This window comes from Aeromonas bestiarum (assembly GCF_028751155.1).
Taxonomy (GTDB): Bacteria; Pseudomonadota; Gammaproteobacteria; order Enterobacterales; family Aeromonadaceae; genus Aeromonas; species Aeromonas bestiarum.
The window spans coordinates 937,529-964,415 of sequence record NZ_CP064746.1 but is presented as its reverse complement, the minus strand read 5'-3'; the positions used below and the strand labels follow the sequence as shown (position 1 = coordinate 964,415).

Genomic DNA, 26,887 nt, shown 5'->3' with positions numbered 1-26,887 from the left:
TTAGCGCAGCGTGATCGGACGTTGGGGAAGCTTGTTTCTCCAACGTCGCCCTCTCTTCGCCGCCTCTTGCCATAAACAAGGTGAATCTCTTCGACGCCGCGATAGGTGGAAACGAAGCGGATATCAGCTTGCCCACCCGACAGCGTTACTTCTCCAGCTTGGCGATCTCTTCGCCAAATTCACGAATGTCTTCGAAGCTGCGATAGACGGAGGCAAAGCGGATATAGGCGACCTTGTCCAGGCCCTTGAGCTCATCCATCACCAGGTTGCCCACCAGCTGGGAGGCGACTTCGCGCTCACCTGTGGCCCGCAGGCGGGACTTGATGTGATTGACCCCCTTCTCGATGGCCTCCATGCTCACCGGCCGCTTCTCCAGTGCCCGCAGTATGCCGGCACGCAGCTTGTCTTCGTTGAAGGGTTCACGGGAGCCGTTGGACTTGATGACGCGGGGCATCACCAGCTCGGCCATCTCGAAGGTAGTGAAGCGCTCGTGACAGAGCAGACACTCACGACGGCGGCGCACCTGATGGCCTTCTGCCACCAGACGGGAATCGATCACCTTGGTATCAACGGCACTACAGAAAGGGCAATGCATCTGACCTCCGGCGTTAACTGAAAAGGCACCTGCCCCGCGGGGTCAGGATCTTGGTCGGCCAGTGTAGCACGGCCATCCAAAGCCGGTAAAAGCCCAGAAAAACAATATGTCACCGCAGCTGCACCTTGGCCGTCTCAGCCAGTGCGCAGCGCCTCTATGGCCTCGCCTGGCAACCAGAGCACAGTATTTGCATCCCCCTCGATCAGCGCAACGATGGCCTCTCTCGGGCCTGTTTGCCAGGCCTCGGTCCCATAGAATGCCGCCTGGGAGCGGTTCAGATGCTCAAGGTCATCGTAGGCCCGCATCAGAAAATAGGCGTCCGGATCATGCAAGGAGGGGCCATGGCTCACCACATCCATCCCCCAGGCAAGGTGCAAGGGCAGGCTCTGCTCGGTAACCAGCCGATGAAAAGCCGCACGGCTCCCGGCCTTGAGCCGATAGCTCCGGATCTCCAGCACTCGCTTCATCACGCTTTCTCCTGCTAAAAACGGTGTAAAAATGCCCGTATAGCGCCACTCAATCGACCAGAGGCTCAATCATCATAGGGCAAGGCGTCGGGGTCGCAGTCCACATGGTCGGGCGCCGGGTCTTGCTCGAACTGCACCGCATCGATATGGGTGTGGCCCTGCATCAGCGCCTTGCTCACCCTGTGCATGCCATCCATGACCCTGCCAGCACTGTCCAGAATGATGGGATAGGCGAGGTCGACGGCCAGCATCAGCTGACAGTGCTCGACTATGCTGCGCACCGTGGGCCGGATGTTCCCATGCCCGTACCAGTGCTCACTATCGAGCTCCGCGATCTGCGAGAGCGGCACAGCTTGCACCGGCAGCCTGCGGCTCAGCCGCACCAGACGGCGCACATCCCAGGCCAGCAGGCCCTCGGGGCTTGGGCGAAAGTGATACTGGGCGCGGATGGCAGAGATGAGTTCCTCATCACTGAGCCCGGTCTGATTTGGCATGATGTCTCCTCTGTCGGTCGAATGAGTACAGCCCTATGGCAAGGCCGGAGCAGAAACAACAATGCCACCCTGGGGTGGCATTGTTTTTATACCAGAGTCTCTGGCGTATCAGGCATAAACCGGGAAACGACGGCAGATATCCAGTACCTGCTCGCGCACTGTGGCCAGCACGGCATCGTTGTCATGGTTGTCCAGCACGTCGCAGATCCAGTTGGTCAGCTGAATGGACTCGGCTTCCTTGAAACCACGGCGGGTGATGGCCGGGGTACCGATCCGCACACCCGAGGTGACGAAGGGAGAGCGCGGGTCGTTCGGCACCGAGTTCTTGTTGACCGTGATGTTGGCCTTGCCAAGGGCGGCATCGGCCTCTTTACCGGTCAGCTCGCGGCCGATCAAATCAACCAACATGAGATGGTTGTCGGTACCGCCGGAGACGATCTTGTAACCACGCTCGATGAAGGTGGCCGCCATGGCTTTGGCGTTTTTCACTACCTGAGCCTGATAGGTCTTGAACTCGGGCTCAAGCGCTTCCTTGAACGCCACGGCTTTACCGGCGATGACGTGCATCAGCGGGCCGCCCTGGCCGCCCGGGAAGACGGCGGAGTTCAGCTTCTTGTAGAGCTCTTCGTCATCGGCGGCGGAGAGGATCAGGCCACCACGGGGACCAGCCAGGGTCTTGTGGGTGGTGGAGGTGACCACGTGGGCGTGGGGTACCGGGTTCGGGTAGACGCCAGCGGCAATCAGACCGGCCACGTGCGCCATGTCGACGAACAGCCAGGCACCGATCTTGTCGGCGATTTCGCGCATGCGCGCCCAGTCAACCACGCCTGAGTAGGCGGAGAAGCCACCTATCATCATCTTCGGCTTGTGCTCGACCGCCAGACGTTCCATCTCGTCATAGTCAATCTTGCCGGACTCATCGATACCGTAAGGAATGATGTTGTACAGCTTGCCGGAGAAGTTGACCGGGGAGCCGTGGGTCAGGTGACCACCGTGGGCCAGGTTCATGCCCAGCACGGTATCGCCCGGCTGCAGCAGGGCCATGTAGACGGCGCTGTTGGCCTGGGAGCCGGAGTGCGGCTGCACGTTGGCATAGGTGGCACCAAACAGTTCCTTGGCGCGCTCGATGGCCAGGGTTTCGACCACGTCGACGTACTCGCAACCACCGTAGTAGCGCTTGGCCGGATAGCCTTCGGCGTACTTGTTGGTCAGCTGGGAGCCCTGGGCTTCCATGACGCGGGGGCTGGTGTAGTTCTCAGACGCGATCAGCTCGATATGCTCTTCCTGACGACGGGTCTCGTCTGTGATGGCCTGCCACAGCTGGGGATCATAGCCTGCGATGGTCATGTCACGTTTCAACATCCGTTTCTCTCCTGAAAATCGTTTGCGCGTTAGGTGAAGTGGGCAGCGGCATTGTAACGTGAGCGAGATCAAAGAGACAGTCCAACCACCCAAAAATTTGTTTAAAAAATGTAAAATGTGTCGCAAATATCCAAGCCAGCGCCAGGTGAGCTGTCTCCCGAGAGGGTGCCGGTCAAGGCCCTCTTTCCCATGCCTCCTTCCCTGCTGTTCACTCCTCCACAGCGCAGCAAGCCGCCGCAAGCACAGCCAACAAACAGCAAAAACCAGAGCCGGATCATGGATATAGCGTTTACTAACAGATAACATCTTTGCGTGGCACAGTGGTTGCCCAGCCAAGATGGAGGCTAACAATGCCGAGCAAGGCCCTCACCCTGCTCCCGATGGATCTGGATCTGCACCTTCCCCTGGCGCTCACCCTCCGCCAGCACACCAGCCAACCCTGGGTTGGTGGCGACGACCGCCTGACTGAGCCGCCCAGCCGCCGCCGGCCGCCCCATTGCAATGCCATGTTCCCGACCCACTTCCGCCTCTGTCTTCCTTCTCTGCACCAGCGCTATACGGGAGTACGCCATGATGGATAACCTGATGCTTTTTCTGATCATATCGGTATTCGCTGTTTTCTATTGGGTCTACTATACCGGCAGTCGCAAGAGCCCCTTTACCCACCAGTGGGAGGCCTTGCCCACCCGGGAGCAGTATCTGGCCGCCCATCCGGAGGCCGTCGATGGCGATATCATCTTCTGCATTCATTGCGGCCATCATGAGCAGCTGGATGTCGGCCTGCTGCATCAGACCGACTTCCGGCGCCAGCATATCTGCACCCGTTGCAAGCAGGCGCTCTACCGCGAAGAGCGCTGAATCATCATCAGCCAAGGAACCGCAAGATGAAACAATTGACCGCCAGCTGCCTGTGTGGCGCCGTGGCCCTGAGCCTGCCCGACCGGTTCGACTACCTGGGCAACTGCCACTGCTCCGAGTGCCGCAAGTTCTCCGGTGCCGATTACGCCCCGGTCGGCGGACTGGACGGTGACAAGGTCACTGTCACCCGTGGTGAAGAGGCCATCAGCCGCTTTCAGAAATCCCCCGAGACCAGCCTCGCCTTCTGCCGCCACTGCGGCTCCAGCCTGTTCAGCGAGAAGCGCAGCAGCGGCAAGCTGAACCTGCGCCTCGGCATCCTCAACGAGGCGCCGACCCAGCGACCCGGCTTCCACATCTTCGTTGGATCCAAGGCCCCCTGGCACGAGATCTGTGATGCACTGCCGCAGTTCGAGACCCGCCCCACGCCCTGACGTCGTCGCCGACATGCCCTGAAAACGTCGCCTCCGGCGGCGTTTGTGCTGGCCTGTTCGGTGAATTGTCACCTATGGGTTAACTTTTCTGCCAAAGCCGTTAGAATCGGGCTCACTCTGTTTCCCGCTTGCCATCCACGGAGGAAAAATGCAGGAATTTCTGGCCACTAGCGAACGTCGGGCCGAACTGTACTGGTGGTTTGCCACCCTGTTTAGCGCCGAGCTCAGCGATGAACAGATCGCCGAATACGACAGCTACGATGTGCGAAGCTTCCTGAAGAGCCTCTCCACGCTGGATCCCATGCGCCCGGCCGTCGCCGAGCTCAACGAGGCCATCGCCCGTCTGTTGGTGCGCCCGGATCGGGCCCGAGCCCTGGCAGCCGATTTCAAGGCGCTGTTTCTGGCCGACCCGGCCGTTCAGCCTTATGAATCCGCCCATCTGACGGCCGCATCTCTGGTGCGCATGCAGCAACGGCTGGCACGGCTCGCCATCGACGTCAGCGCCAAGTACCCGCAGCCGGTCGATCATCTGGGAGTCGAACTGGATCTGATGGGCAATCTCATCATACGCGCCGCCGAAGCCACCAGTGCCGATCAGCGTGAGCTGTGGCTCGGCGAGCAGGAAGAGTTGCTGCACACTCATCTGCTGGTCTGGTTCCCTCATTTCGAGGCCGCCTGCCGCGCCGCCGATCCATTCGGCTTCTATGGCGCCAGCGCCCGCCTGCTGGGGATATTCCTCACCATGGATGCCAACTACCTCAGCCTGGTCAAACCGGCCCGTTCCGCCGACTGAGTCGATGAAAACCGCCCTGTTGCTGATCGCCTGCTGGCTGCTGACCCTGATCCCGCAGGATCAGGGTCTGACGCCGCTCTTCAGCCTGCTGTTCCATCCGGACAGAGACTTGTATGGTACGGCACAGCTCACCGGCTTTGGCGGCATATTGCTGACCCTCTACCTCGCCAACCTGGGGGTGGAGGTGGTACTGCGCCGCCGCTTTCAGATAGCCGGCATGCTCACCCTGCTGGTCGCCTGGATAGGTTTTATCAATGCCAGCGGCAGCGAGGCCCACTGGCTCTTGTTACTTGCCCTCTCCCTGCCCTTTCAGGTGCTAGGCCTGCTGGTACTGGCGCGCGGCATTCAGGCATTCGGCCGCCAGAAGGGCTGAAAAAGCGCCAAAAGTATTACAAATCATGACAGCCGGATCCGCAGATACCCCGTTATCGCGGGGCTGACGCAACCACAGCCGGTAACATCCGCTTACATTCAGCTCCCATTCAGTTTTGTTGCAACCGTTATAGTGCCGCTCCTTTTCCCACCGATACAGGAGCAACCCCATGCCTCCACAGGACGCACGCATCACGGGTCTCGACCTGTTGCGAGGGCTCGTCATCTTCATGGCCGTCTTCGAACACTACACCGGCTATCTCAACTACTGGTACATCGACTTCTTCACCCGGGAACAGGCCCTGTGGGACAGCTTCTATCTGTCGCACAAGGCCATGGCCGGCCATCTGCTGCCCATGGATCACACCACGGCCCAGGTCTCGGCCTGGCTCATTCCCTGGGTGAGCCAGATCTACCTGGCCCTGGCGGCCTTCAACCTGAGCCGTCGCGATCAGGCCAGCTTCAGACCGCAGCTGGGCGGCAAGCTGGTGCTGTTTGCCAGCATCATTCTGGTGCTCTATGTCGAGGGACTGGTCATAGCCCCCAACTTCGGCGAGGCCATCTCCTTCTATCCGGTCATGCTGTGGATGTGCCTGCTGGCGCTCTTCTCGCTGGTCTACGCCTGGTTCGGCATTCGCGGCATGCTGCTGCTGACCCTGCTCAGCCTGCTGCTGGATCAACTCGGCGTGCAGACCCTGCTCGGCCACATCGACGGCTGGATGAAGCTGCATGTGCACCCCGACTATGAGCTGGATGCCCGCCTCGATCTCTTCATGGCCAGCGGCTGCTTCGGCTTCCTGTATGGCTGGTGCTGGCATCAGCGTCCCCAATGGCGGGATCGCCTCAACGGCCTGGTGCTCACCCTCTCCCTCATAGCCCTCGCCGTTTACCTGGTGTTTGGCGAGAGCAGTTCGGTCGAACTCAACGACATCTACGCCAACGAGCATGAGCTGGCGATGGACATGACGGGCCGCGCCGGGATCTGGGGCATGGAGTTTCTGGTGATCGGGGTCGTGCTCTGGCTGCATCAGCGCAATATCCGCCTATGCTGGCGCCCTCTCAACTGGATCGGCATGTATTCGCTGACCGTCTTCATCTTCCACAAGAGCATCTTCGTGCACCTGTGGGGCCCCTTGCTGCTGTGGTGGACTGCGCGCCAGGGCACCATATTGCCCAACAGCTTCGGCCTCATCATGGCACTCAGCGCCACCAGCGTGCTGCTCATCTACGCCTTCCAGCGCTCCGGCATCATCTGCCACCTGATGGGCATGCATCAGGACAGAGACTGGGTGCGGCTCTATGGCAAGTAGTCATCGCTGGCCGCTGCTGGCCCTTGCCCTGGCGTTGCCCCTGTCAGCCAAGGAGCCGGACAACCAGTGGCAAGTGGGCGGCCAGTGGCAGCTTGGCAGCAATCAGGCGGGGGTCAGCGCCGACGCCAGCATGCAGTTCTGGCTCGCCTATGAACGGGAGACCCAGGTCGGCCTGCTCTTCGCCGATGGCCAGAGCGCCGGGCTGGCCTTGCCGCTATATAAAAAGAGCTTCTTTGCGGTCGGCGTCGCTCCCATGCAGGTGGTCGATCGCACTCGCTTCAGCGCGCTCTGGCGCCTCGGCTGGCAGCTGGACGAGGATCATCAGCTGACCCTGGGCCAGCTCTATGATGTCACCGGCCGCTATGGCCAGATCTGGTATATGGAGCACAGCCTGCCGCTGCCGGCAGATCTCTCCCTCAACCTCTGGCTGACCTGGGGCAGTCAGGCGCACATGGCAGCCTATGATGCCGATGCGGGTTGGCGGGACTGGGGGCTCACGCTGGAGCGCAGCTGGGCCTGGCAGCAGTGGCGGCTTGGCACCGAGCTCGGGGCCAAGCAGTGGCTGATCAAGGAGCACGACTGGCAGCCTGTGGTGTACCTGACCCTGAGCTATCGCTTCAGCTGGTAGCGCCCCCACCACGGCACCTTTGACAAGCCAGCCCCTGAACGGGTCAGGCACCAGATAGGGGGCAAATGCAGCCCCCTCTCTTCCCTCCAAAGCGCTTCATGCCATACTGACAACACCTTAAATGACAATAAAGTCAATTCAGGAGCCGTCATGCGTGAAGAGACATCCGAATCCATGCCTGATCCGCCGATACCGGGTCAGCTGAATCCAAACGAGCTGCAGCAACTGTTCGAGCTGGCGCCGTTTGGCATAGGCGTATTCGACCGCCAATTTCGCTGCCGCAGCGTCAATCAGACCCTCGCCGATATCAACGGCCTCTCCCGGGAGGATCACTACGGCAAATACCTGCGTGAGATAGTGCCGACGCTGGCGCCTGTGCTGGAACCCCTGTTCCAGCAGATCATCAGCAGCGGCGTCCCCCAGGTGGAGCTGAGCCTGAGCGGCCAGACGGCGGCGCATCAGGGCCAGCAACGGCACTGGCAGGCCATTTACAGCCCCATGCGGGATGAGCAGGGCACGCCTGACGGCATCCTGACCATAGTGCGGGATGTGACCGAGCAGGTCGAGGCACAGCAACGGCTGCAACTGGCCATGAGCGCCGGCCAGGTCGGGGTCTGGGAGTGGCATGTGGCAGAGGATCGGCTGCAATTTGATGGTCAGGTCGAGCGCCTGCTCGGCACGCAAGCCAATCAGTTTCAGGGGGGAATGGATCAGTTCATCAAGCGCTTCGACCCGGTATCGGGGGAGCAACTCAGATCGGCACTCAAGGGCACGGCCCCCCTTCATCTGACCCTGAGCTACCTGGGGCCCGATCAGGTGCGGGGCTGGGTCGATCTCCACGCCGATCACGTGGCGGCCACCGACAGTCTGGGGCGTCGCATCATGGGGGTGCTCCACGACGCGACCGATCGCTGCATTCAAGAGGACCGGCTGCGCCAGGCCAATGTGGTATTCGAAACCACGGCCGAGGGCATCATCATCATGGATGGCCAGCGCCAGATCATCTCGGTCAACCCGGCCTTCTGCAACATGACCCAATATGAAGCGGACGAGATAGTGGGCAAGTCGCCGGAATCCATCATGCATCCGCGCCGCCATACCGACATCGACTACCCCTGGCATACCCTGCTGCCCGGCAGCCATGCCTGGCACGGGGAGATGATGTGCCTGCGCAAGGATGGCGGCTACTTCACCTCCTGGCAGCATGTCAGCGCCGTCTACGACAGCCGCCACAACACCACCCACTACGTGATCGCCTTCTCCGACATCAGCGCCATCCGCAAGGCCGAGGCACAGCTCAATCACCTCGCCTATCACGATCCCCTGACCGAGCTCGGCAACCGCAACCTGCTGCAGGAGCGGCTCGAACTGGAGCTCAAGACAGCCCAGCTCAACCGGCAGCGGCTCGCCCTGCTGTTCATCGACCTCGACGGCTTCAAGCTGATCAATGACAACCTGGGCCACAGGGCGGGGGATCAGCTGCTCAAGCTGCTGGCCGAACGCATCCGCCTCTGCCTGCGTCACAACGATGTGGCCACCCGGCTCGGTGGGGATGAATTCCTGGTGCTGATCCCCTATTTCGAGCAGCCAGAAGAGCTGGAGCGGCTCGCCGAACAGCTGCTGGCCCGCCTGCGCGAGCCGGTCGAGCTGGCGCACGAGCAGGTCGCCGTCTCCGCCAGCATAGGCATAGCCCTCTACCCGGAACACGCCCAGAACCCGGATGCCCTGGTCAGCGCCGCCGACAACGCCATGTACGAAGCCAAGAGTCAGGGCCGCAACGGCTATCTGTTCTACACCCCCGGCATGGCCGAGCAGATCCGTGAGCGCATGAGCATGGAGCAGGGGCTGATCAAGGCCATAGAGCAGCATCAGCTCTGCATCCTGTACCAGCCCATGACGGATCTGACCAGCAACCGCCTGAGCGGGCTGGAGGCCCTGCTGCGCTGGCAGCATCCCGACGAGGGCATGATAGCCCCCGCCCGCTTCATCCCGGTGGCCGAGGAGTGCGGTCTGATAGAGCAGATTGGGGAGTGGGTGATGCGCACCGCCTGTCAGCAAGGGCAGACGTGGCTGGCGGCCGGGCTGTCGGTGCCACGGCTCTCGGTCAATGTCTCGGTGCGGGAGATGCGATCTCTTGGCTATGTGGAGCGGGTCGCCGCCATTCTGGCGGAGACAGGTTTCCCGCCTGAGCGGCTGGAGATAGAGGTCACTGAGAGCATCATACAGCGGGTCGATCAGAGCCTTTTGCTGTTCACCCGCCTGAAGGCGCTGGGGGTGCAGATCGCCATCGACGACTTCGGGACCGGCTTCTCATCCCTGAGCCTGCTGAAAAGCCTGCCCATCGATCGCATCAAGATAGACCGCACCTTCGTGCAGGCCCTGCCGGATGACAAGCACAGCCGGGAGCTGTGCCGCACCATCATCAACCTGGCCGACAGCCTGAACATGGCGGTCACCGCCGAGGGGATAGAAACCCAGGCTCAGCGCCAGTTTCTGCAATCCCTGCACTGCCAGGAGGGACAGGGCTATCTGTTCAGCCACCCCTTGACCGAACCCCATCTGGCGGCGCAGCTGGCTCCCCAGAAGGGAGTCTGGTGTTGAAACGGGCGTGGCAGCAGATGCTCGATGACAGATAAACAACTCACTCGCTGAACGTCAATCGGGCACCCCATCCCTCACTCTGCCCCTGGGGCGAGTCTGCCAGCAGCGAATTCTGTGGATAGGGCGACTTTTTCTCTTCGAGGGTGACGGACACCGGCGGTTTGCGGGCCAGAAATGCACTCCCCATCTGCTCGGCGACACGCTCCCGCACCGCTGGCGAGCCCGTCTGTTCGCGGGTCACGGCAAACTCTTTGGGCTGGGGAGCCGCCAGTGTGGCGTCATCGGCAAGCGGGGGGGCATCGAACTGCCAGAGAGAGGTGCAAAGGAGCAAGGACAGCATGGCTATCTCCATCGATAAAACCGATGTTTTTACTCAATCACCGATGAATTGTCACTCATGGCGCTGTAAGCGGATGTTTCCATCTATCCAAAAGTCTAATTGCCCTCCCTCGCCAAAGGTATAAGTTGTTATCTAATCATTACGAGAATGTATTCAAAGGAGTGACAGATGAGCGAGAGCAAGGTCTACCCGGTCAAGGCCCACATCAGCAAGGGCGCCCTGTTGGACAAGGCAGGCTATGAGGCCATGTACCAGGCCTCGGTGCAGGATCCGGATGCCTTCTGGGGTGAGCAGGGAAAAATCCTCGACTGGATCAAGCCCTATACCAAGGTCAAGAACACCTCCTACGACCCGGGCCACGTCTCCATCAAGTGGTATGAAGATGGCCTGCTCAACGTCTCGGCCAACTGCCTGGATCGCCATCTGGCACAGCGCGGTGACAAGGTCGCCATCATATGGGAAGGGGACAACCCGGCCGAGGATCGCAAGCTGACCTACCGCGAGCTGCACGCCGAGGTGTGCAAGTTTGCCAACGTATTGAAGGCACAAGGCGTGCATCGGGGTGACGTGGTCTGCCTCTACATGCCCATGGTGCCGGAAGCGGCCATCGCCATGCTGGCCTGTACCCGCATCGGCGCCGTGCACAGCATAGTCTTCGGCGGCTTCTCGCCGGAGGCCCTGGCCGGTCGCATCATAGACTCCGGCTCCTCCATCGTCATCACGGCCGACGAGGGGCTGCGCGGCGGCCGCCCTGTCCCGCTCAAGAAGAACGTGGATGAAGCGCTCACCAACCCGGAGACCCAGGTCAGCAAGGTGATAGTGCTCAAGCGTACCGGCGGCAAGGTCGCCTGGCACGGCCACAGGGACATCTGGTGGCACGAAGCCATCGCGACCGTCAGCGCCGACTGCCCGCCCGAGGCCATGGGTGCCGAAGATCCCCTGTTCGTCCTCTACACCTCGGGTTCCACCGGCAAGCCCAAGGGCGTGCTGCACACCACGGGCGGCTATCTGGTCTATGCCACCCTCACCTTCAAGTACATTTTCGACTACCACGAGGAGGACATCTACTGGTGTACCGCCGATGTGGGCTGGGTCACCGGTCACTCCTATCTGGTCTACGGGCCTCTCGCCAACGGCGCCACCACCATCATGTTCGAAGGGGTGCCCAACTACCCGGCCACCAACCGCATGAGCCAGGTGGTGGACAAGCACCAGGTCAGCATCCTCTATACGGCACCGACCGCGATCCGCGCCCTGATGGCCAAGGGCCGTGATGCGGTCGAGGGTACCTCGCGTTCGAGCCTGCGCATCATGGGTTCCGTGGGTGAGCCCATCAACCCGGAAGCCTGGGAGTGGTACTACCGCACCATAGGCGAGGAGCGCTGCCCCATAGTCGATACCTGGTGGCAGACCGAAACCGGCGGCATCCTCATCAGCCCGCTGCCCGGCGTCACCGATCTCAAGCCAGGCTCGGCCACCCGTCCCTTCTTCGGCGTGCAGCCGGCGCTGGTGGACAACATGGGCGAGCCGCTGGAGGGGGCCACCGAGGGCAACCTGGTGATCACCGACTCCTGGCCAGGCCAAATGCGCACAGTGTTCGGCGATCACGAGCGCTTCGAGCAGACCTACTTCTCCACCTTCCCGGGTCGCTACTTCACCGGCGACGGCGCCCGTCGCGACGAGGATGGCTACTACTGGATCACCGGGCGGGTGGATGATGTACTGAACGTCTCGGGCCACCGCATGGGCACAGCCGAAATTGAATCTGCGCTGGTCTCCCATCCCAAGGTTGCCGAAGCGGCCGTGGTGGGGGTGCCCCACGAGATCAAGGGCCAGGGCATCTACGCCTATGTCACCCTGATCGCCGGGGAAGAGCCGAGCCGCGAGCTGCACAAAGAGGTGAAGGAGTGGGTCCGCAAGGAGATTGGCGCCATCGCCACCCCGGATGTGATCCACTGGGCCGAGGGGCTACCCAAGACCCGTTCCGGCAAGATCATGCGCCGTATATTGCGCAAGATCGCTACCGGCGAGACCGACAGTCTGGGGGATATCTCCACCCTGGCGGATCCGGGCGTGGTCGACAAGCTTATCCGCGAAAAGTCAGAGGCGGCTTGATCATGCGCTCCATAATGCAGCGCAAGATCGCCACCGGCGAGACCGACAGTCTGGGGGATATTTCCACCCTGGCGGATCCGGGCGTAGTCGACAAGCTTATCCGCGAGAAGTCGGAAGCGGCCTAATCCCGCCCCTTATCCACCTCCAAAGCCGGCCCAGTGCCGGCTTTGTCGTCTCTGCTACTGAGCAACTTAACAGCGAACCAGCAAGCTCAAAAAACAGACAGATGTAGAGATTAGACCAGTAAAATGCTGCTAATTTTCACGAAATCAATATAATTGCGAAATCTGTGTACCAGTGCACACCGAATTGCGCAGAAAATGGCTAGATTTCTGGTAGTCCACAAGATAGCTGATAGATAGCAGCATTATCATCGAGGATGTACTCAATATGTCGCAACATCACCGAATTCTCCTGCTCAACGGGCCTAACCTGAACCTGCTGGGCAAACGGGAACCGGGCATCTACGGCAGCAAGACGCTCGACGAGATCGTTGCCGATCTGATGCACAACGCCAGCGAACTCGGCGCCACACTGGAACACCTGCAATCCAACGCCGAACATGAGTTGGTCAGCCGCATTCACCAGGCCATGGGCCAGGTGGATTTTATCATCATCAATCCGGCCGCCTTCACCCACACCAGCGTCGCCATTCGCGATGCGCTGCTGGGTGTGGCCATCCCCTTTATCGAGGTTCACCTGTCAAACGTCCATGCCAGGGAACCCTTCCGTCATCACTCCTATCTGTCTGATGTCGCCAGGGGGGTGATCTGCGGGCTGGGTGCCGATGGCTACCAATTCGCTTTAACCGCGGCCGTGCATCAGTTGCGCGCGGCTTGATAATCACTGATCAGATAAAGAAGAAAGAGAATGCTAATGGATATCCGCAAAATCAAGAAGCTGATTGAACTGGTTGAAGAGTCCGGCATCGCCGAACTGGAGATCTCCGAGGGTGAAGAGTCCGTTCGCATCAGCCGCAACTTCTCCGGTCAGGTGACCACCGCCATGCCGCAGATGATGATGCAGCCAGCCATGGCCCCTGCCGCCGCACCGGCAGCCAGCGCCGCAGCACCGACCGCAGAAGCGGCCGCGCCAAGTGGCCATCTGATGCGCTCCCCCATGGTGGGTTCCTTCTATCGCTCCTCCAGCCCGGAAGCCAAACCGTTCGCGGAAGTGGGTCAGCACGTCAATGTCGGCGATACCCTGTGCATCGTCGAAGCCATGAAAATGATGAACCAAATCGAGTCTGACAAGGCCGGCGTGATCAAAGCGATCCTGGTTGAAAATGGTCAGGCCGTCGAATTTGACGAGCCGCTGTTCATCATCGAATAAGGGAAATTGCCACCCATGTTGGACAAAGTAGTCATCGCCAACCGCGGTGAAATTGCCCTGCGGATCCTGCGCGCTTGCAAAGAGCTCGGGATCAAGACAGTGGCCGTTCACTCCACCGCCGATCGGGAGCTCAAACATGTGCTCCTGGCCGACGAAACCATCTGCATCGGCAAGCCTGCCAGCGGTGAATCCTACCTCAATGTGCCGGCCATCATAGCCGCCGCCGAGGTGACGGGTGCCGTTGCCATCCACCCGGGTTACGGCTTCCTCTCCGAGAACGCCGATTTCGCCGAAGTGGTCGAGAAATCCGGCTTCATCTTCATCGGCCCGCGCGCCGAGACCATTCGCCTGATGGGTGACAAGGTCTCCGCCATCGAGGCGATGAAGAAGGCTGGCGTACCTTGCGTACCCGGCTCCGACGGTCCCGTCGACAGCGATGCCAAGCACAACGCCGCCATCGCCAAGCGCATCGGTTATCCGGTGATCATCAAGGCCGCCGGTGGCGGTGGTGGTCGCGGCATGCGCGTGGTGCGCAGTGAAGCCGAGCTGGCTGCCGCCATCGCGCTGACCAAATCCGAAGCAGGCCAGTTCTTCAAGAACGACATGGTCTACATGGAGAAGTACCTGGAAAACCCGCGCCATATCGAAATTCAGATATTGGCAGACGGCCAGGGCAACGCCCTCTATCTGGGCGAGCGTGACTGCTCCATGCAGCGTCGCCACCAGAAAGTGGTCGAAGAGGCGCCGGCACCCGGCATCACCGAAGAGATGCGTAAGTTCATCGGCGAGCGCTGCGTGCGCGCCTGTATCGAGATCGGCTACCGCGGTGCGGGGACCTTCGAGTTCCTGTACGAAAACGGCGAGTTCTATTTCATCGAGATGAACACCCGGATCCAAGTTGAGCATCCGGTCACCGAGATGGTCACCAGCGTGGATCTGATCAAGGAGCAGCTGCGCATCGCCGCCGGTCAGCCCCTGTCGATCACCCAGCAGGACATCCGCATCCGTGGCCATGCCATCGAATGCCGGATCAACGCCGAAGACCCGGCCACCTTCATGCCGTCTCCGGGCCTGATCCAGCGCTTCCACGCGCCGGGTGGTCTGGGCGTACGTTGGGATTCCCACATCTACGCCGGTTACAAGGTGCCGCCTTACTACGACTCAATGATCGGCAAGCTGATCTGTTACGGCGAGAACCGTGACGTCGCCATCGCCCGCATGCGCCAGGCGCTGGACGAGCTGGTGGTGGAAGGGATCAAGACCAACGTCTCCCTGCAAAAAGAGATCATGAAGGACGAAAACTTCCAGCATGGTGGGACCAATATCCACTATCTGCACAAGAAGTTGGGTCTGTAAGGATCTAAGGCAGAACAATGACTTCCGATAGAAGTCAGCTCCGCAAGGAGCCTCTGTTGAAAAAGGGCCATGGCGACATGGCCCTTTTTTGTTATCCTTGCGCCCCTCAAAATTGTCGGAGGCCAAGGTGAATCGTTTCGCGCTCGCTCGCCGGGAAGCAGCCCTCTGCCTGCTGCTGACCCTGCTCTACTTCTTTGCCTGGTATGGCACTGCCTATTTCATCCCCGAAGAGATCGAATACTGGGACATGCCGCTCTGGTTCCTGCTCAGCTGCATGGTGATGCCGCTGCTGTTCATAGTGCTGTGCGGCCTGATGGTGGATCGCCTGTTTGTGGATATTCCCCTCGATACGCCTCATCCCCCTGCCAAGGAGTCCACCCATGAATCTTGAGCTGATGCTGCCGCTCATTATCTATCTGGTGCTGGTGCTGGGAGTCGGCTTCTGGGCCAGCCGCCACCGCGCCGGCGGCGACTTCGTGCAGGAGTACTTCATCGGCAACCGCAGCATGGGCGGTCTGGTGCTGGCCATGACGCTGGTGGCCACCTACACCTCGGCCTCCTCCTTTATCGGCGGGCCCGGTGCTGCCTACAAAATCGGCCTTGGCTGGGTGCTGCTGGCGATGATCCAGCTGCCCACCGTCTGGCTCACCCTGGGAGTGCTCGGCAAGAAGTTCGCCATCATAGCCCGCCGGGTCAATGCGGTGACCATCAACGACATGCTGTGGGCCCGCTACCAGAGCAAGGCGGTGGTGGTGCTGGGCTCCGTCACCATCATCCTCGCCTTTATCGCGACCATGGTGGTGCAGTTTATCGGCGGCGCCCGCCTGCTGGAGACGGCGACCGGCCTCAGCTATCAGCAGGGGCTCTTCCTGTTTGCCAGCTGCGTGCTGCTCTACACTGTGATCGGCGGCTTTCGCGCCGTGGTGATGACCGATGCCCTGCAGGGCATCATCATGCTGATCGGCACCGGCGCCCTGCTGGCAGGGATCCTGGTGGCAGGCGACGGCCTGCCCAACCTCATCCACCAGCTCAAGGTGATAGATCCCAAGCTGGTGAGCCCGCAGGGGGCCGGCGACATGCTGACCCAGCCCTTCATGCTGAGCTTCTGGATCCTGGTCTGTGTCGGTGTGGTGGGGCTGCCCCACTCGGCCCTGCGCTGCTTTGGCTATCGCGACAGCAAGGCGCTGCACAGAGGCATTCTCATCGGTACAGTAGTCAGCGCCCTGCTGATGTTCGGCATGCACCTGGCCGGGGCGCTCGGTCGCGCCATCCTGCCCGGCATGGACAGCCCGGACAAGATCATGCCCTCGCTGATGATGGAGGTGCTCCCCCCCTGGCTGGCCGGGGTCTTCCTGGCGGCGCCCATGGCGGCCATCATGTCTACCATCGACTCCCAACTGATCCAGGCCTCCGCGACCCTGGTGAAGGATCTCTACCTCAACTACCTCAGTCCGAAGCAGGAGAAGCTGGAAGTGCGCATTCCCCGCCTCTCCCTGCTCTGCACCCTGATCCTGGGCACGCTGGTGCTGCTGGCGGCGCTGCAGCCCCCCGAGATGATCATCTGGCTCAACCTGCTCGCCTTCGGCGGACTGCAGGCCGTGTTCCTGTGGCCGCTGGTACTCGGCCTCTACTGGTCGCGGGCCAACGGCCCCGGCGCCCTGGCCTGCATGGTGTCCGGCATCGTCTGCTATGGCGTGCTGAGTCAGTGGGGGATCAAGCTGGCCGGACTGCACGCCATAGTGCCGAGCCTGGGGCTGGGACTGGCCGCCTTCGTGGTGGTCAGCCTGATGACACCGCCACCCGGCCAGAGCGTGCGGCGATTGTTTGAACAGCAATAACAAATAGATTAATAAAGGGTTCCAAAACTATCCCCAAATGGGTGTTTTGCGGGTAAACTGTGCGCCAAGTCACAAAACGCCGCGCCCTTATGCCAGTACAGAACGCCAGACAGATCCTGACTCATGCCCTGCAACGACTCGGCTATGCCCTGTTGTTGCCGGTCTCCATACTGCCGCTGGCGGCCCTGCTCTATCGGCTCGGTCAGCCGGATGTGCTGGATCTGGCGGTGCTCTCCCTCACGGGGCGCGCTCTGTTCAGCCAGATGCCGCTCATCTACGCGGTGGCCATCGCCTTCGGCCTGAGCCGGCAGGGAGAGGGCACCCAGGCGCTGGCCGGGGCGGTCAACTTCCTGCTGCTGAGTTCGGCACTGGGCACCCTGGCCCCCGGCCTGCATGCGGACATGATCTGCGGCCTGCTGGCGGGCATGACCACGGCCATCGTCTACCCCTGGGTGAAACGGCACACACTGTCTGGCTGGTTGCAGAGAGTGAATGGGGACTTCCTCTGCCTGTTCGCCTCGGCGCTCAGCTGCCTGTTGCTGGCGTTCCCTCTCTCCCTGTTCTGGCCGTTGCTGGAACAGGGCATCACGCTGCTGGCCTCAGAGCTGCTCACCACCCCGCTGGGGGCCTTTTGCTATGGCGTGCTGAACCGCTTGCTGATCCCCCTCGGCCTGCATCAGGTATTGGGCAGCCTGATGGGGTTGGGCGAGAGCAACCTGCTGGCGCTGGCCAGCGCCCAGCCGCTGCACGAAGGCTATGTGGCCGGGCTCTACCCCATCATAATGTTCGGCCTGCCCGGCGCCTGTTTTGCCATCTGGCTGCACCGCCAGCGCATGCAGCGCCTGCCGCAGGGGGGCCTGCTGCTCACCCTGGCGCTCACCTCGGCGCTGGTGGGGATCACCGAACCCATAGAGTTCCTGTTCGCCTTCACCGCCCCCTGGCTGTTTCTGGCCCACGCCCTGCTGACCGGGCTATCGCTCGCCATCTGCAGCACCCTTGGCATCCAGGTGGGCAGTTACTTCTCTGCCGGCCTGCTGGATCTGGTACTGAGCTATCAGTCCGGCGAGCACAGCTTCTGGCTCATTCCGGTCGGCATCCTCTTCTTCGTCGCCTATACCCTGCTGTTCTATCAACTGCTGGAACGCGCCCCCCTCAGCCTGCCGAGCAAGCCCATCGCCAAAGAGCATCCACGGCTGGCGAGCGTCGCCCCCTCGGATCCCCAGATGCTGGCGATCCAGTATCTCAAGGTGCTGGGCGGGATGGACAACCTGCAGGCCATGAGCGTCTGCCTGACCCGTCTCAGCCTGCGGGTGCGCGACATAGCGCTGGTGGATCAGTCCCGTCTGCTGGGGCTGGGTTGCCTCTCCTGGATCCAGCTCAACGACCATCAGCTGGTGCTGGTGCTGGGCCCCAATGCCAGCCTGATCGAGGGGCAGATCCGCATGCTGGCGGAGCGCCAATCGGTGCCGCTCGGCCTCAAGCCCAACCAGGAGTCCGCCAGCCAGAGCAACTGGTAGCCTCAGGCAAACGGCAGCCGCTCGGCGACGAAGTCCATCAGCGAGCGCAAGGCGGGCGCCAGATGTTCCCGGCTCGGGTAGATGAGGTAGAAGGGATTGGGCGGTATGGGATGATCCGGCAACACCTTGTGTAGCCGCCCCGCAGCCAGATCCTGTTGGCAAACGTGATGGGGCAGCAGGGCAATGCCCCCCTCGTGCAACGCCAGCTCCCGCAACGCCAGCAAACTGTTGCTGATGCAGGCCCCTTGCGGCCGCCAGCCCCCCTCCTGCAGTGGCCACACCGGCAATGCCGAGTGCACCAGACAAGGGTGGAGTCCCAGCTCAGACAACTGCTGCGGCGCGCCATGGGTCGCCAGATAACCGGGAGCCGCCACCAGATGGCGCGGCACCTGACCGATGCGCCGGCAGATGAGGCTGGAATCTTTCAGCGGCGCCGCCCGTAGCGCCAGATCATAACCCTCCCCCACCAGATCCAGCTGCTCGTCACTCAGGGTCAGCTCCAGCACCACCTCGGGATAGAGGGCACGAAACTCGGCCAGGATCCGGCCAAGCAGCAGGGTGCCGGTCGCCTCGGGCGCAGTGATCCTTACCCGGCCAGCGGGGGCGGTGCGCAGCCGCGCCATCGCCAGGTTGGCACTGCGGGCCAGCGCCAGCAGCGCCCGGCACTGCTCCACGTAGATCTCTCCCTGCGGGGTCAGGCTCAGCCGGCGGGTGGTGCGCTGCAGCAGTCGCACCCCGAGCTGGGCTTCGAGCCGCGAGATCTTCTGGCTCACCGAGGACTTGGGCATGCCGAGCGCCTCGGCGGCACCGGTAAAACTGCCCTGCTCCACCACGGTAGCGAACAGCCCCATCAACTCCAGTTCGACATTGTTCATATATTCAAACAGTCTTTACCAATTACCCATCTTAATCAGGATAATCAATCAGACTAGAGTGGCTGGCAATCCCAATCCATCCGATTTGAAAGGAACTGCCATGAAAGCCATCGCCCTCACCCATTATCTGCCCAGCGATCACCCCCACTGCTTCATCGAGGCCAATCTGCCCGACCCGACCCCGGGCCCGCGGGATCTGCTGGTGAAAGTGACGGCAACCTCGGTCAACCCGGTGGACACCAAAGTCCGCGCTCCCAAGGCCAAGGTTGAGAGCACGCCCCGCGTGCTGGGCTGGGATGCGGTCGGCGAGGTCGTGGCCGTCGGCAGCGAAGTGAGCCTGTTCAAGGCGGGCGACAGAGTCTGGTATGCCGGCGACATCAGCCGCCCCGGCAGCAACAGCGCCCTGCAGCTGGTGGATGAGCGCATCGCCGCCCTCGCCCCCACCAGCCTGACAGACCCGGAAGCCGCCGCCCTGCCGCTCACCGCCATCACCGCCTGGGAGACCCTGTTCGAGCGCATCGGCCTTCACCGCGAGAGCACGGGCAAGCTGCTCATCATAGGCGGTGCCGGCGGCGTCGGCTCCATCACCATCCAGCTGGCCCGCCAGCTCACCAACATGGAGGTGATCGCCACCGCCTCCCGGCCAGAAAGCCGTGAATGGTGTCTGGCAATGGGCGCCCATCAGGTGGTGAGCCATCACCAGTTGCAGGCAGAGCTCACCGCCCTTGGTGTTACCCAGCTCGATGCCATCTTCTGCACCAATGCCACCGAGCAGCACTGGGATGCCATGGCCAGCCTGATTCGCCCGTTCGGCCACATCTGCACCATCGCCGAATCCAGCGAGCCCTGGGATCTGGGCCTGCTCAAGAGCAAGAGCGTCACCTTCAGCCAGGAGTTCATGTTCACCCGCTCCCTGTTCCAGACCCCTGACATGATCGAGCAACACAAGCTGCTCGGCCGGGTCGCCGCCCTCATCGACCAAGGGGTGCTCAAGACCACGCTCACCCGCACCCTGGCCGAGCTGACCCCGGTCACCCTGGCCCGGGCTCATGCCGAGGTGGAAGCGGGTCGCATGGTCGGCAAGCTGGTGATCGACATGAGTCGATTCGGCAACTAATCCCTTATAGGTAAAAACTGCACCATCATGGGGTGAATTCACCAGTGACAGGCCCCATCAGTGCACAGTTCACAAGCAGGCACCAGACAGTCACCACGCAGCATCACTCCAACAAACGATAAAAAAGGGGCCATCCCGCCGGGATGGCCCTAAATACCTGAACGTTGGGGTAACAATCACACACATATCCTTATGCAGGACATCCCCATCTTTGCATCTTGTGTGCCAATCCCCTGGATCTGCGCCCTTTCTTCACGCGCATCCCCACACAGCAAGCCACGCAAGCCTGCTAACCGCCAGCAGGAAAAAAAAAGCCACCCTAAGGTGGCTGAAAAAGATGACGGAACTTTCCTAGAGCAAAGCATTCAGCGGGAACAGGTTGCTTCCCGTCACCCAATGAGGAATACATTAACCGTGCCAACTCGGCAGAGTTCTCTTCCTGCGCCATGCCGACATGGGCAAACCACGACAGCACAGGCCCATGATGATAGAATCTCGCGGTTTCACATTTATGAAGAGTCGACGCCATGCCCTGGATACAAATTCGAATCAACGCCACTGCCAAGACAGCAGACAAGGTGAGCAACATGCTGCTGGGGCGTGGAGCCCAGGCCGTGACCTTTATGGATGCCCAGGATGTACCAGTGTACGAGCCTCTGCCGGGTGAAACCCCGCTCTGGGGCGAGACCGAAGTGATGGGCTTGTTCGATGCCGAAACCGATCCGGCCCCCACCATCGCCTTCTTCCAGCAGATCTTCGGCGAAGACGTGGGCTACAAGGTCGAACAGCTGGAAGACAAGGACTGGGTGCGCGAGTGGATGGATCACTTCCACCCCATGCAGTTTGGCGAGCGGCTCTGGATCTGCCCGAGCTGGCGCGACGTGCCCAACCCGGATGCGGTCAACGTCATGCTGGATCCGGGTCTGGCCTTCGGTACCGGCACCCACCCCACCACGGCGCTCTGCCTGCAGTGGCTGGACGGGCTGGATCTGGCCGGTAAAACCGTGGTGGATTTCGGCTGCGGCTCCGGCATCCTCGGCATCGCCGCCCTGAAACTGGGCGCCGCCCGCGTCATCGGCATCGACATAGACCCGCAGGCCATTCAGGCCAGCCATGACAACGCCGAGCGCAACGGTGTCGCCGGCCAGATCGAACTCTACCTGCCGGCGGATCAGCCGCAAGGGGTGGAAGCGGACGTGGTGGTGGCCAACATCCTGGCCGGTCCGCTGCGCGAACTCGCCCCCCTCATCGCCGGCCACGGCAAAGCGGGCAGCCTGATGGCCCTCTCCGGCGTGCTGGAGAGCCAGGCCCCTGAGCTGGAAACCATCTACGGCCAGTGGTTCGACATGGACCAAACCGCTGTGAAAGAGGAGTGGTGCCGTCTCTCCGGCCGCAAACACGGCTGATAACAGCCGGATTTCACCACCTCCCATACAAGCAGGGCTCCCATACGGGGGCCCTGCTTGTTTCAGTCCCCATGAAACCTGATCAGCCAATACGAGACTCGTTGGCTCGCCCATAGTGCCAGCCTGTCATGAAAAATATCCATTCGAGAACACATTCCGATTCTATTCCGGTAGTATGGCCATCAGACTAGAAATGATGGGAACGGAGACCCTTTATGCGCATTGCCATTCTGGATGACTACCAGGATCAGGTTCGTCATCTACCCTGCTTTGCCATGCTGGCGGGACATGATGTCATGGTACTCAACCAGAGTGAGCCAGATGCTGCACGTCTTGCTGCCAAGCTGGAAGGAATTGAAGCTCTGGTACTGATCCGCGAGCGTACTCGCATCGACGAACAACTGCTGATGGGGCTTCCCTCACTCAAGCTCATCAGCCAGACCGGCAAGATCAGCCAGCATATAGACCCGGTACTGTGCCAACGATACGGTGTTGCCATCGCAGAAGGGGTCGGCAGCCCCATTGCGCCTGCCGAGCTCTGCTGGGCCCTCATCATGGCGGCCTCGCGCCATATTCCGGCTTACTGCGAAGCCCTGACCAAGGGGCAGTGGCAGCAATCCGGCACACTGGGGCTGGGCCGTACCTTGCAGGGGCTGACACTCGGCATCTGGGGCTACGGCAAGATTGGCAGACTGGTGGCCGGTTACGGCCGGGCCTTTGGCATGTCGGTACTGATATGGGGCAGTGACTCATCCCGTCAGCGGGCAGAGCAGGATGGATTGGAAGCCGCTGCCGACAAGGACGCATTTTTCCGGCGGGCCGATATCTTGTCCCTCCATCTGCGGCTCAACGAGATCACTCGAGCCTGCGTCACCCGTGCCGATCTGGCTCGAATGAAAGCAGACTCTCTGCTGGTCAATATCAGCCGGGCCGAGCTCATCGAGCCGGGAGCCCTTTATGCCGAGCTCAGCGCCAATCCGACCAGGCAAGCTGCGCTGGATGTGTTCAATGTCGAGCCAGCCACGCTCGACAGTGAGCCCCTGCTGCGGCTGCCCAACGTGCTGGCCACACCGCATCTGGGTTATGTGGAGCAAAACAGCTATGAGCTCTACTTTCGCAAGGCATTTGAAAATGTGCTGGCCTTTGCCGATGGCAGACCACAAAACCTGGTGATACAGGCTCTGGGCTGAGGCTCACGCTTATTCTGCTGACAAAGCAGTAACATATGCCTCTGTCCGTACGCTTGTGCGGCAGCCTGCTGCCCAACTCGCCTCATGCCAATCAGAAATCAGGATGCCCCATGACCGAATATCAGAAGATGATCAGCAGCCAGCCCTATAACTGCATGGCGCCGGAGCTGGATGTCCTGCGCCGGGAGACGGCGCGCTTGTACCGCCGTTTCAATCGCAGCGACGAGGAGGAGGAACAGCTGGCGCTGCTGCAGGAGATAGTCGGCGAGCTGGCGGAGAACGCCTTTATCTGCCCGCCCCTCTACTGCACCTATGGCCGCCATATCAGCCTGGGGAAGGATTCCTATATCAACATGGGGGCCACCATGCTGGACAACGCACCGATCTGCATCGGCGCCAACGTCATGATAGGGCCGAACGTGCAGATCTATACCGCCGCCCACGCGCTGGCAGCCGATGAGCGCATCCAGGGGGTGGAGACGGCGCTGCCGGTGACCATAGAAGACAAGGTCTGGATCGGCGGCGGCGCCATACTGCTGCCCGGTGTCACCATAGGGCGGGAAGCCATCGTCGGCGCGGGCGCCGTGGTCACCAAAGACGTGCCGGCCGGTGCCAGGGTGGTGGGCAACCCAGCCCGGATCCTGCTTGCCAAAGCGGAGCGCTGACCCCTTCCCGTCGCCAGGCCGTCGCAGCAACCGCCAAGCGTGTCCCTCTTCACCTACCTACAGTGAAGCAACGGCAGGTATGTAGCAGTTTACGAGCGCCCATAAAAATAAAGCCCAATGTCATAACGACCACGCTGGTCTGTAAAAAGGGTTGCTTGCCGGGACTATGAAGCTGAGGGGCCGACACCAAAAAACGCAGATAAAAATGAAGCCCAATGTCATAACGACGTTGGGCTGTAAAAAGGTGCTACGGAATTGCGACTCTCATCGCAGAAAATTAGAAGGGGTCACCTTCTAAACTGGCACAGGGATATTAACGAGGCGCAAACGTTTTACATAGCGTAATCAACCAGGATTGAGAACAGCCTCTCACTATTTAAAAAATTCCCTGCCAAGCCCCATCCCCCTCTTGGCAAGCATTTATTTATCAGTACAGCCTAGGGCTCGTGATCGGGCGGGATCAAAAAAGCCCTGACAAGTCAGGACTTTGGCTGAAATTGATACGACTTAGAAGCGACGGACAAACTCATCCGGCGGCAGTTCGCGCAACTTGCGCGCCTCCAGCATGGGGGTGCCGAGGTAGAGGAAACCCACCAGTTGATCCTCCGGTGCCAGCCCCAGCCCGGCGTTAACCCGCTCATCGAAGATGAACCAGCCGGAGCGCCAGATGCCGTTGAAGCCCTGGGCCTGAGCCGCCATCTGCATCGCCATCAGGGCGCAACCGGCGGAGAGTTCCTGCTCCAGTTTCGGTACCTTGGGGTGAGCCTGATAGCGGGTGGCGACGGCCACCAGCAGCGGGGCCCGCAGCGGCGCCTCCTGGCACTTCTTGATGCTCTCCTCATCTTCGCCACGGGCACGGGCGGCCTCGGCCAGCAGGGCCCCCAGCCGCTCCCGCCCCTCCCCTTCAAACAGGATGAACTGCCAGGGCGTCAGGGTGCCGTGATCCGGCGCGCGCAGCCCCGCCTTGAGGATATTGTCGAGCACCTCACCGCTGGGGGCGGGTGTGGTCAGGCGGCCACAGGAGTGGCGGTTGAGCAACAGAGTGAGGGCATCCATGGGCAAATCCTTGTCAGGGGCTGTGATGGCGCTACCTTAGCACAGCGCAGAATGAAGAAAACCCCTGAGGCTCAGGGGTTTATCACAATGCCATGGCGAACTAGATGACGGCCGCCAGCTCGGCCCCCTGACGGATGGCGCGCTTGGCATCCAGCTCGGCGGCCACGTCGGCGCCACCTATGATGTGTACCGGCTTGCCCGCCGCCTGCAAGCCGGCTTGCAGCTCCTTGAGCGGCTCCTGCCCGGCGCAGATGATCACCTGATCCACCGGCAGGCACTGCCGGGTTTCGCCCACCTGGATGTGCAGGCCCTCGTCATCGATGCGCAGGTACTGTACCCCGGAAAGCATCTGCACCTTGCGGTTCTTGAGCACGGTTCTGTGGATCCAGCCGGTGGTCTTGCCCAGGCCGTCCCCCACCTTGCTCTCCTTGCGCTGCAGCAGCCAGATCTGGCGCTCGGGAGCGTCGATCTCGGGGGCCATCAGGCCACCGCGTTCGCCAAACTGCTTGTCGATGCCCCACTCCTTGAGCCAGTGATCGCGGCTGCGATCCCCCTTGCCCTCTACCAGATATTCGGCCACGTCGAAGCCGATGCCACCGGCACCGATCACCGCCACCTTGTCGCCCACCGGCTTGTGATCCCGCAGCACGTCTATGTAATTGAGCACCTTGGGATGTTCTATGCCTGGAATGTTCGGGGTGCGCGGGCGTATGCCGGTGGCGAGGATCACCTCGTCAAAGCCGCCGCCGAGCAGGCTCTCGGCGCTCTGGCGCTGACCGAGGTAGAGCTCGACGCCGCACTTCTCCAGCCGTTTGGCGAAGTAGCGCAGGGTTTCGTGAAACTCCTCCTTGCCCGGGATCTGCTTGGCGAAGTTGAACTGGCCACCGATTTCGCTCGCCTGATCGAACAGGCTCACCTGATGGCCGCGCTCGGCGGCGTAGCAGGCGAACGCCAGCCCGGCAGGGCCCGCCCCCACCACCGCCAGCTTCTTGGGCTGGGGCACGCGGCCGAAGGTGAGCTCGGTCTCGAAACAGGCGCGGGGATTGACCAGGCAGGAGGCGCGCTTCTGCTTGAACACGTGATCCAGGCAGGCCTGGTTGCAGGCGATGCAGGTGTTGATCTCGTCCGCCCGGTTCTCGGCGGCCTTGATGACAAATTCAGGGTCGGCCAGGAAGGGGCGCGCCATGGAGACCATGTCCGCCTCCCCCTGGGCCAATATGCGCTCGGCCACCTCGGGGGTATTGATCCGGTTGGTGGTGATAAGCGGCACACTCAGATGCTTCTTGAGCTCCGCCGTCACCCAGCTAAAGGCGCCGCGCGGCACGCTGGTGGCTATGGTGGGAATGCGCGCCTCGTGCCAGCCGATGCCGGTGTTGATCAGGGTCACGCCGACCTGCTCCAGCGCCTTGCCCAGCGCAATCACCTCTTCCAGGGTGGAGCCCTGCTCCACCAGATCCAGCATGGAGAGGCGGAAGATGATGATGAAATCCGTGCCCACCCGCTCGCGAATGGCGCGCACTATCTCCACCGGGAAGCGCATCCGGTTCTCATTGCTGCCGCCCCAGCCATCGGTGCGCTTGTTGGTGCGCTCGCAGATGAACTGGTTGATGAGATAGCCTTCCGAGCCCATCACCTCGACCCCGTCGTAACCGGCCGCCTTGGCCAGTTGCGCGGTGGAGGCAAAGTCACGGATGGTGCCGCGGATCTGCCGCTCGCTCATGGCGCGCGGCTTGAACGGGGAGATGGGCGCCTTGAGGGCGCTCGGCGCCAGGCTGAACGGATGGTAGGCGTAACGGCCGGCATGGAGGATCTGCAGCGCTATCTTGCCTCCCTCCTGATGCACGGCCTGGGTCACCTTCTTGTGCCTGGCGACCTGCCAGGGGAAGCTCAGCTGCGAACCGTGGGGCACCAGCCGCCCACGCAGATTGGGGGCTATGCCGCCGGTGACGATGAGGCCGACGCCGCCACGGGCCCGTTCGGCATAGAAGGCGGCCAGCTTGTCGAAGCCCCCCTTCTCCTCTTCGAGGCCTGTGTGCATGGAGCCCATCAATACCCGGTTCTTAAGCTGAGTAAAGCCGAGATCGAGAGGGGTCAGAAGCGTTGGGTAGCGGCTCATCATGAACTCCTTTTCGAGGCCGGTGCGCCGGAATCCATACGCAATGCCCGGTT

At 61.5% G+C, this 26,887-nt stretch carries 28 protein-coding genes; 20 read left to right on the top strand and 8 right to left on the bottom strand.

What is annotated here, in order from left to right; genetic code table 11:
• Nucleotides 1-145: 145 nt before the first annotated feature.
• The 4 genes from nrdR to glyA all read right to left on the bottom strand — a co-directional run bounded on the left by nrdR (nucleotide 146) and on the right by glyA (nucleotide 2,918).
• On the bottom strand, nucleotides 146-595 hold the full coding sequence (gene nrdR, locus IU367_RS04735; RefSeq protein WP_042866644.1) for a transcriptional regulator NrdR: 450 nt from the start codon (nucleotides 593-595) through the stop codon (nucleotides 146-148).
• 134 nt (nucleotides 596-729) lie between these two features.
• Nucleotides 730-1,062 carry an NIPSNAP family protein gene (locus IU367_RS04730; RefSeq protein WP_098982781.1) on the bottom strand — a complete coding sequence of 111 codons (333 nt, stop codon included), beginning with the start codon at nucleotides 1,060-1,062 and terminating at the stop codon, nucleotides 730-732.
• Between the two features lie 65 nt (nucleotides 1,063-1,127).
• Complete coding sequence (locus IU367_RS04725) at nucleotides 1,128-1,556, bottom strand: hypothetical protein (RefSeq protein WP_241278576.1); 429 nt, start codon at nucleotides 1,554-1,556, stop codon at nucleotides 1,128-1,130.
• A 108-nt stretch (nucleotides 1,557-1,664) separates the two neighbouring features.
• Entirely contained in the window at nucleotides 1,665-2,918 is a 1,254-nt protein-coding gene (glyA, locus tag IU367_RS04720; RefSeq protein WP_043555030.1) for a serine hydroxymethyltransferase, read from the bottom strand.
• 350 nt (nucleotides 2,919-3,268) lie between these two features.
• Between glyA and IU367_RS04715 the strand changes: the two genes are divergently transcribed.
• From IU367_RS04715 to IU367_RS04680, 8 genes are all read left to right on the top strand, one after another.
• Nucleotides 3,269-3,499 carry a hypothetical protein gene (locus IU367_RS04715; RefSeq protein ID WP_274453562.1) on the top strand — a complete coding sequence of 77 codons (231 nt, stop codon included), beginning with the start codon at nucleotides 3,269-3,271 and terminating at the stop codon, nucleotides 3,497-3,499.
• Nucleotides 3,489-3,776, top strand: coding sequence for a hypothetical protein (locus IU367_RS04710; RefSeq protein WP_043140140.1), 288 nt, complete (start codon nucleotides 3,489-3,491; stop codon nucleotides 3,774-3,776). The genes IU367_RS04715 and IU367_RS04710 overlap by 11 nt, the downstream gene beginning before the upstream one ends.
• A 26-nt stretch (nucleotides 3,777-3,802) precedes the next feature.
• Nucleotides 3,803-4,207 carry a GFA family protein gene (locus tag IU367_RS04705; RefSeq protein ID WP_043140138.1) on the top strand — a complete coding sequence of 135 codons (405 nt, stop codon included), beginning with the start codon at nucleotides 3,803-3,805 and terminating at the stop codon, nucleotides 4,205-4,207.
• Nucleotides 4,208-4,355: 148 nt separating this feature from the next.
• The gene (gene torD / locus IU367_RS04700; RefSeq protein ID WP_274453561.1) at nucleotides 4,356-5,000 is read left to right on the top strand and encodes a molecular chaperone TorD; all 645 of its coding nucleotides are present in this window, start codon (nucleotides 4,356-4,358) and stop codon (nucleotides 4,998-5,000) included.
• A gap of 4 nt (nucleotides 5,001-5,004) precedes the next feature.
• Nucleotides 5,005-5,373: a hypothetical protein gene (locus IU367_RS04695; protein ID WP_043140136.1), complete on the top strand. Its 369-nt coding sequence runs from the start codon at nucleotides 5,005-5,007 to the stop codon at nucleotides 5,371-5,373.
• A gap of 169 nt (nucleotides 5,374-5,542) precedes the next feature.
• Complete coding sequence (locus IU367_RS04690) at nucleotides 5,543-6,682, top strand: hypothetical protein (protein WP_043555023.1); 1,140 nt, start codon at nucleotides 5,543-5,545, stop codon at nucleotides 6,680-6,682.
• Nucleotides 6,672-7,310, top strand: a complete 639-nt coding sequence (locus IU367_RS04685) for a porin family protein (protein WP_274453560.1) — start codon at nucleotides 6,672-6,674, stop codon at nucleotides 7,308-7,310. The genes IU367_RS04690 and IU367_RS04685 overlap by 11 nt, the downstream gene beginning before the upstream one ends.
• A gap of 150 nt (nucleotides 7,311-7,460) precedes the next feature.
• Nucleotides 7,461-9,911, top strand: a complete 2,451-nt coding sequence (locus IU367_RS04680; RefSeq protein ID WP_043555019.1) for a sensor domain-containing protein — start codon at nucleotides 7,461-7,463, stop codon at nucleotides 9,909-9,911.
• Nucleotides 9,912-9,951: 40 nt separating this feature from the next.
• Here the strand turns inward: IU367_RS04680 and IU367_RS04675 are convergent, their stop codons facing one another.
• Complete coding sequence (locus IU367_RS04675; protein WP_274453559.1) at nucleotides 9,952-10,251, bottom strand: hypothetical protein; 300 nt, start codon at nucleotides 10,249-10,251, stop codon at nucleotides 9,952-9,954.
• Nucleotides 10,252-10,419: 168 nt separating this feature from the next.
• On the opposite strand from IU367_RS04675, the gene acs reads away from it, so the two are divergent.
• From acs to IU367_RS04635, 8 genes are all read left to right on the top strand, one after another.
• Entirely contained in the window at nucleotides 10,420-12,366 is a 1,947-nt protein-coding gene (gene acs, locus IU367_RS04670; RefSeq protein WP_043140130.1) for an acetate--CoA ligase, read from the top strand.
• 2 nt (nucleotides 12,367-12,368) lie between these two features.
• A complete protein-coding gene (locus tag IU367_RS04665) occupies nucleotides 12,369-12,491 on the top strand; it encodes a hypothetical protein (protein ID WP_262108529.1) in 123 nt (40 codons plus the stop codon).
• A gap of 265 nt (nucleotides 12,492-12,756) precedes the next feature.
• Nucleotides 12,757-13,206, top strand: a complete 450-nt coding sequence (aroQ, locus tag IU367_RS04660) for a type II 3-dehydroquinate dehydratase (protein WP_043140128.1) — start codon at nucleotides 12,757-12,759, stop codon at nucleotides 13,204-13,206.
• Nucleotides 13,207-13,242: 36 nt separating this feature from the next.
• The gene (accB, locus tag IU367_RS04655) at nucleotides 13,243-13,698 is read left to right on the top strand and encodes an acetyl-CoA carboxylase biotin carboxyl carrier protein (protein WP_043140125.1); all 456 of its coding nucleotides are present in this window, start codon (nucleotides 13,243-13,245) and stop codon (nucleotides 13,696-13,698) included.
• 15 nt (nucleotides 13,699-13,713) lie between these two features.
• The gene (accC, locus tag IU367_RS04650; RefSeq protein WP_042866664.1) at nucleotides 13,714-15,054 is read left to right on the top strand and encodes an acetyl-CoA carboxylase biotin carboxylase subunit; all 1,341 of its coding nucleotides are present in this window, start codon (nucleotides 13,714-13,716) and stop codon (nucleotides 15,052-15,054) included.
• A gap of 127 nt (nucleotides 15,055-15,181) precedes the next feature.
• The gene (locus IU367_RS04645) at nucleotides 15,182-15,445 is read left to right on the top strand and encodes a YhdT family protein (protein ID WP_131729601.1); all 264 of its coding nucleotides are present in this window, start codon (nucleotides 15,182-15,184) and stop codon (nucleotides 15,443-15,445) included.
• Nucleotides 15,435-16,892, top strand: coding sequence for a sodium/pantothenate symporter (panF, locus tag IU367_RS04640; RefSeq protein ID WP_241278585.1), 1,458 nt, complete (start codon nucleotides 15,435-15,437; stop codon nucleotides 16,890-16,892). Before IU367_RS04645 ends, panF begins: the two co-directional genes overlap by 11 nt.
• Before the next feature lie 89 nt (nucleotides 16,893-16,981).
• Nucleotides 16,982-18,409, top strand: a complete 1,428-nt coding sequence (locus IU367_RS04635; RefSeq protein WP_274453557.1) for a PTS transporter subunit EIIC — start codon at nucleotides 16,982-16,984, stop codon at nucleotides 18,407-18,409.
• A gap of 2 nt (nucleotides 18,410-18,411) precedes the next feature.
• Here IU367_RS04635 and IU367_RS04630 read toward each other — a convergent pair whose 3' ends face one another.
• On the bottom strand, nucleotides 18,412-19,284 hold the full coding sequence (locus tag IU367_RS04630; protein ID WP_043140115.1) for a LysR family transcriptional regulator: 873 nt from the start codon (nucleotides 19,282-19,284) through the stop codon (nucleotides 18,412-18,414).
• A 100-nt stretch (nucleotides 19,285-19,384) separates the two neighbouring features.
• Between IU367_RS04630 and IU367_RS04625 the strand changes: the two genes are divergently transcribed.
• The 4 genes from IU367_RS04625 to IU367_RS04610 all read left to right on the top strand — a co-directional run bounded on the left by IU367_RS04625 (nucleotide 19,385) and on the right by IU367_RS04610 (nucleotide 23,662).
• Nucleotides 19,385-20,401, top strand: a complete 1,017-nt coding sequence (locus IU367_RS04625) for a zinc-binding alcohol dehydrogenase family protein (RefSeq protein WP_274453556.1) — start codon at nucleotides 19,385-19,387, stop codon at nucleotides 20,399-20,401.
• 527 nt (nucleotides 20,402-20,928) lie between these two features.
• Nucleotides 20,929-21,807 (top strand): 50S ribosomal protein L11 methyltransferase, encoded by an 879-nt coding sequence (gene prmA, locus IU367_RS04620; RefSeq protein ID WP_043140108.1) that lies wholly within the window; start codon nucleotides 20,929-20,931, stop codon nucleotides 21,805-21,807.
• A gap of 215 nt (nucleotides 21,808-22,022) precedes the next feature.
• Nucleotides 22,023-22,997: a D-2-hydroxyacid dehydrogenase family protein gene (locus IU367_RS04615; RefSeq protein WP_274453555.1), complete on the top strand. Its 975-nt coding sequence runs from the start codon at nucleotides 22,023-22,025 to the stop codon at nucleotides 22,995-22,997.
• A 110-nt stretch (nucleotides 22,998-23,107) separates the two neighbouring features.
• A complete protein-coding gene (locus tag IU367_RS04610; RefSeq protein ID WP_274453554.1) occupies nucleotides 23,108-23,662 on the top strand; it encodes a sugar O-acetyltransferase in 555 nt (184 codons plus the stop codon).
• 507 nt (nucleotides 23,663-24,169) lie between these two features.
• On the opposite strand, the gene IU367_RS04605 is transcribed toward IU367_RS04610, so the two are convergent.
• Together IU367_RS04605 and IU367_RS04600 are read right to left on the bottom strand one after the other, a co-directional pair.
• Nucleotides 24,170-24,718: an NAD(P)H nitroreductase gene (locus IU367_RS04605; RefSeq protein ID WP_043555009.1), complete on the bottom strand. Its 549-nt coding sequence runs from the start codon at nucleotides 24,716-24,718 to the stop codon at nucleotides 24,170-24,172.
• 100 nt (nucleotides 24,719-24,818) lie between these two features.
• Nucleotides 24,819-26,834, bottom strand: coding sequence for an NADPH-dependent 2,4-dienoyl-CoA reductase (locus IU367_RS04600; RefSeq protein ID WP_274453553.1), 2,016 nt, complete (start codon nucleotides 26,832-26,834; stop codon nucleotides 24,819-24,821).
• Nucleotides 26,835-26,887 lie beyond the last annotated feature (53 nt).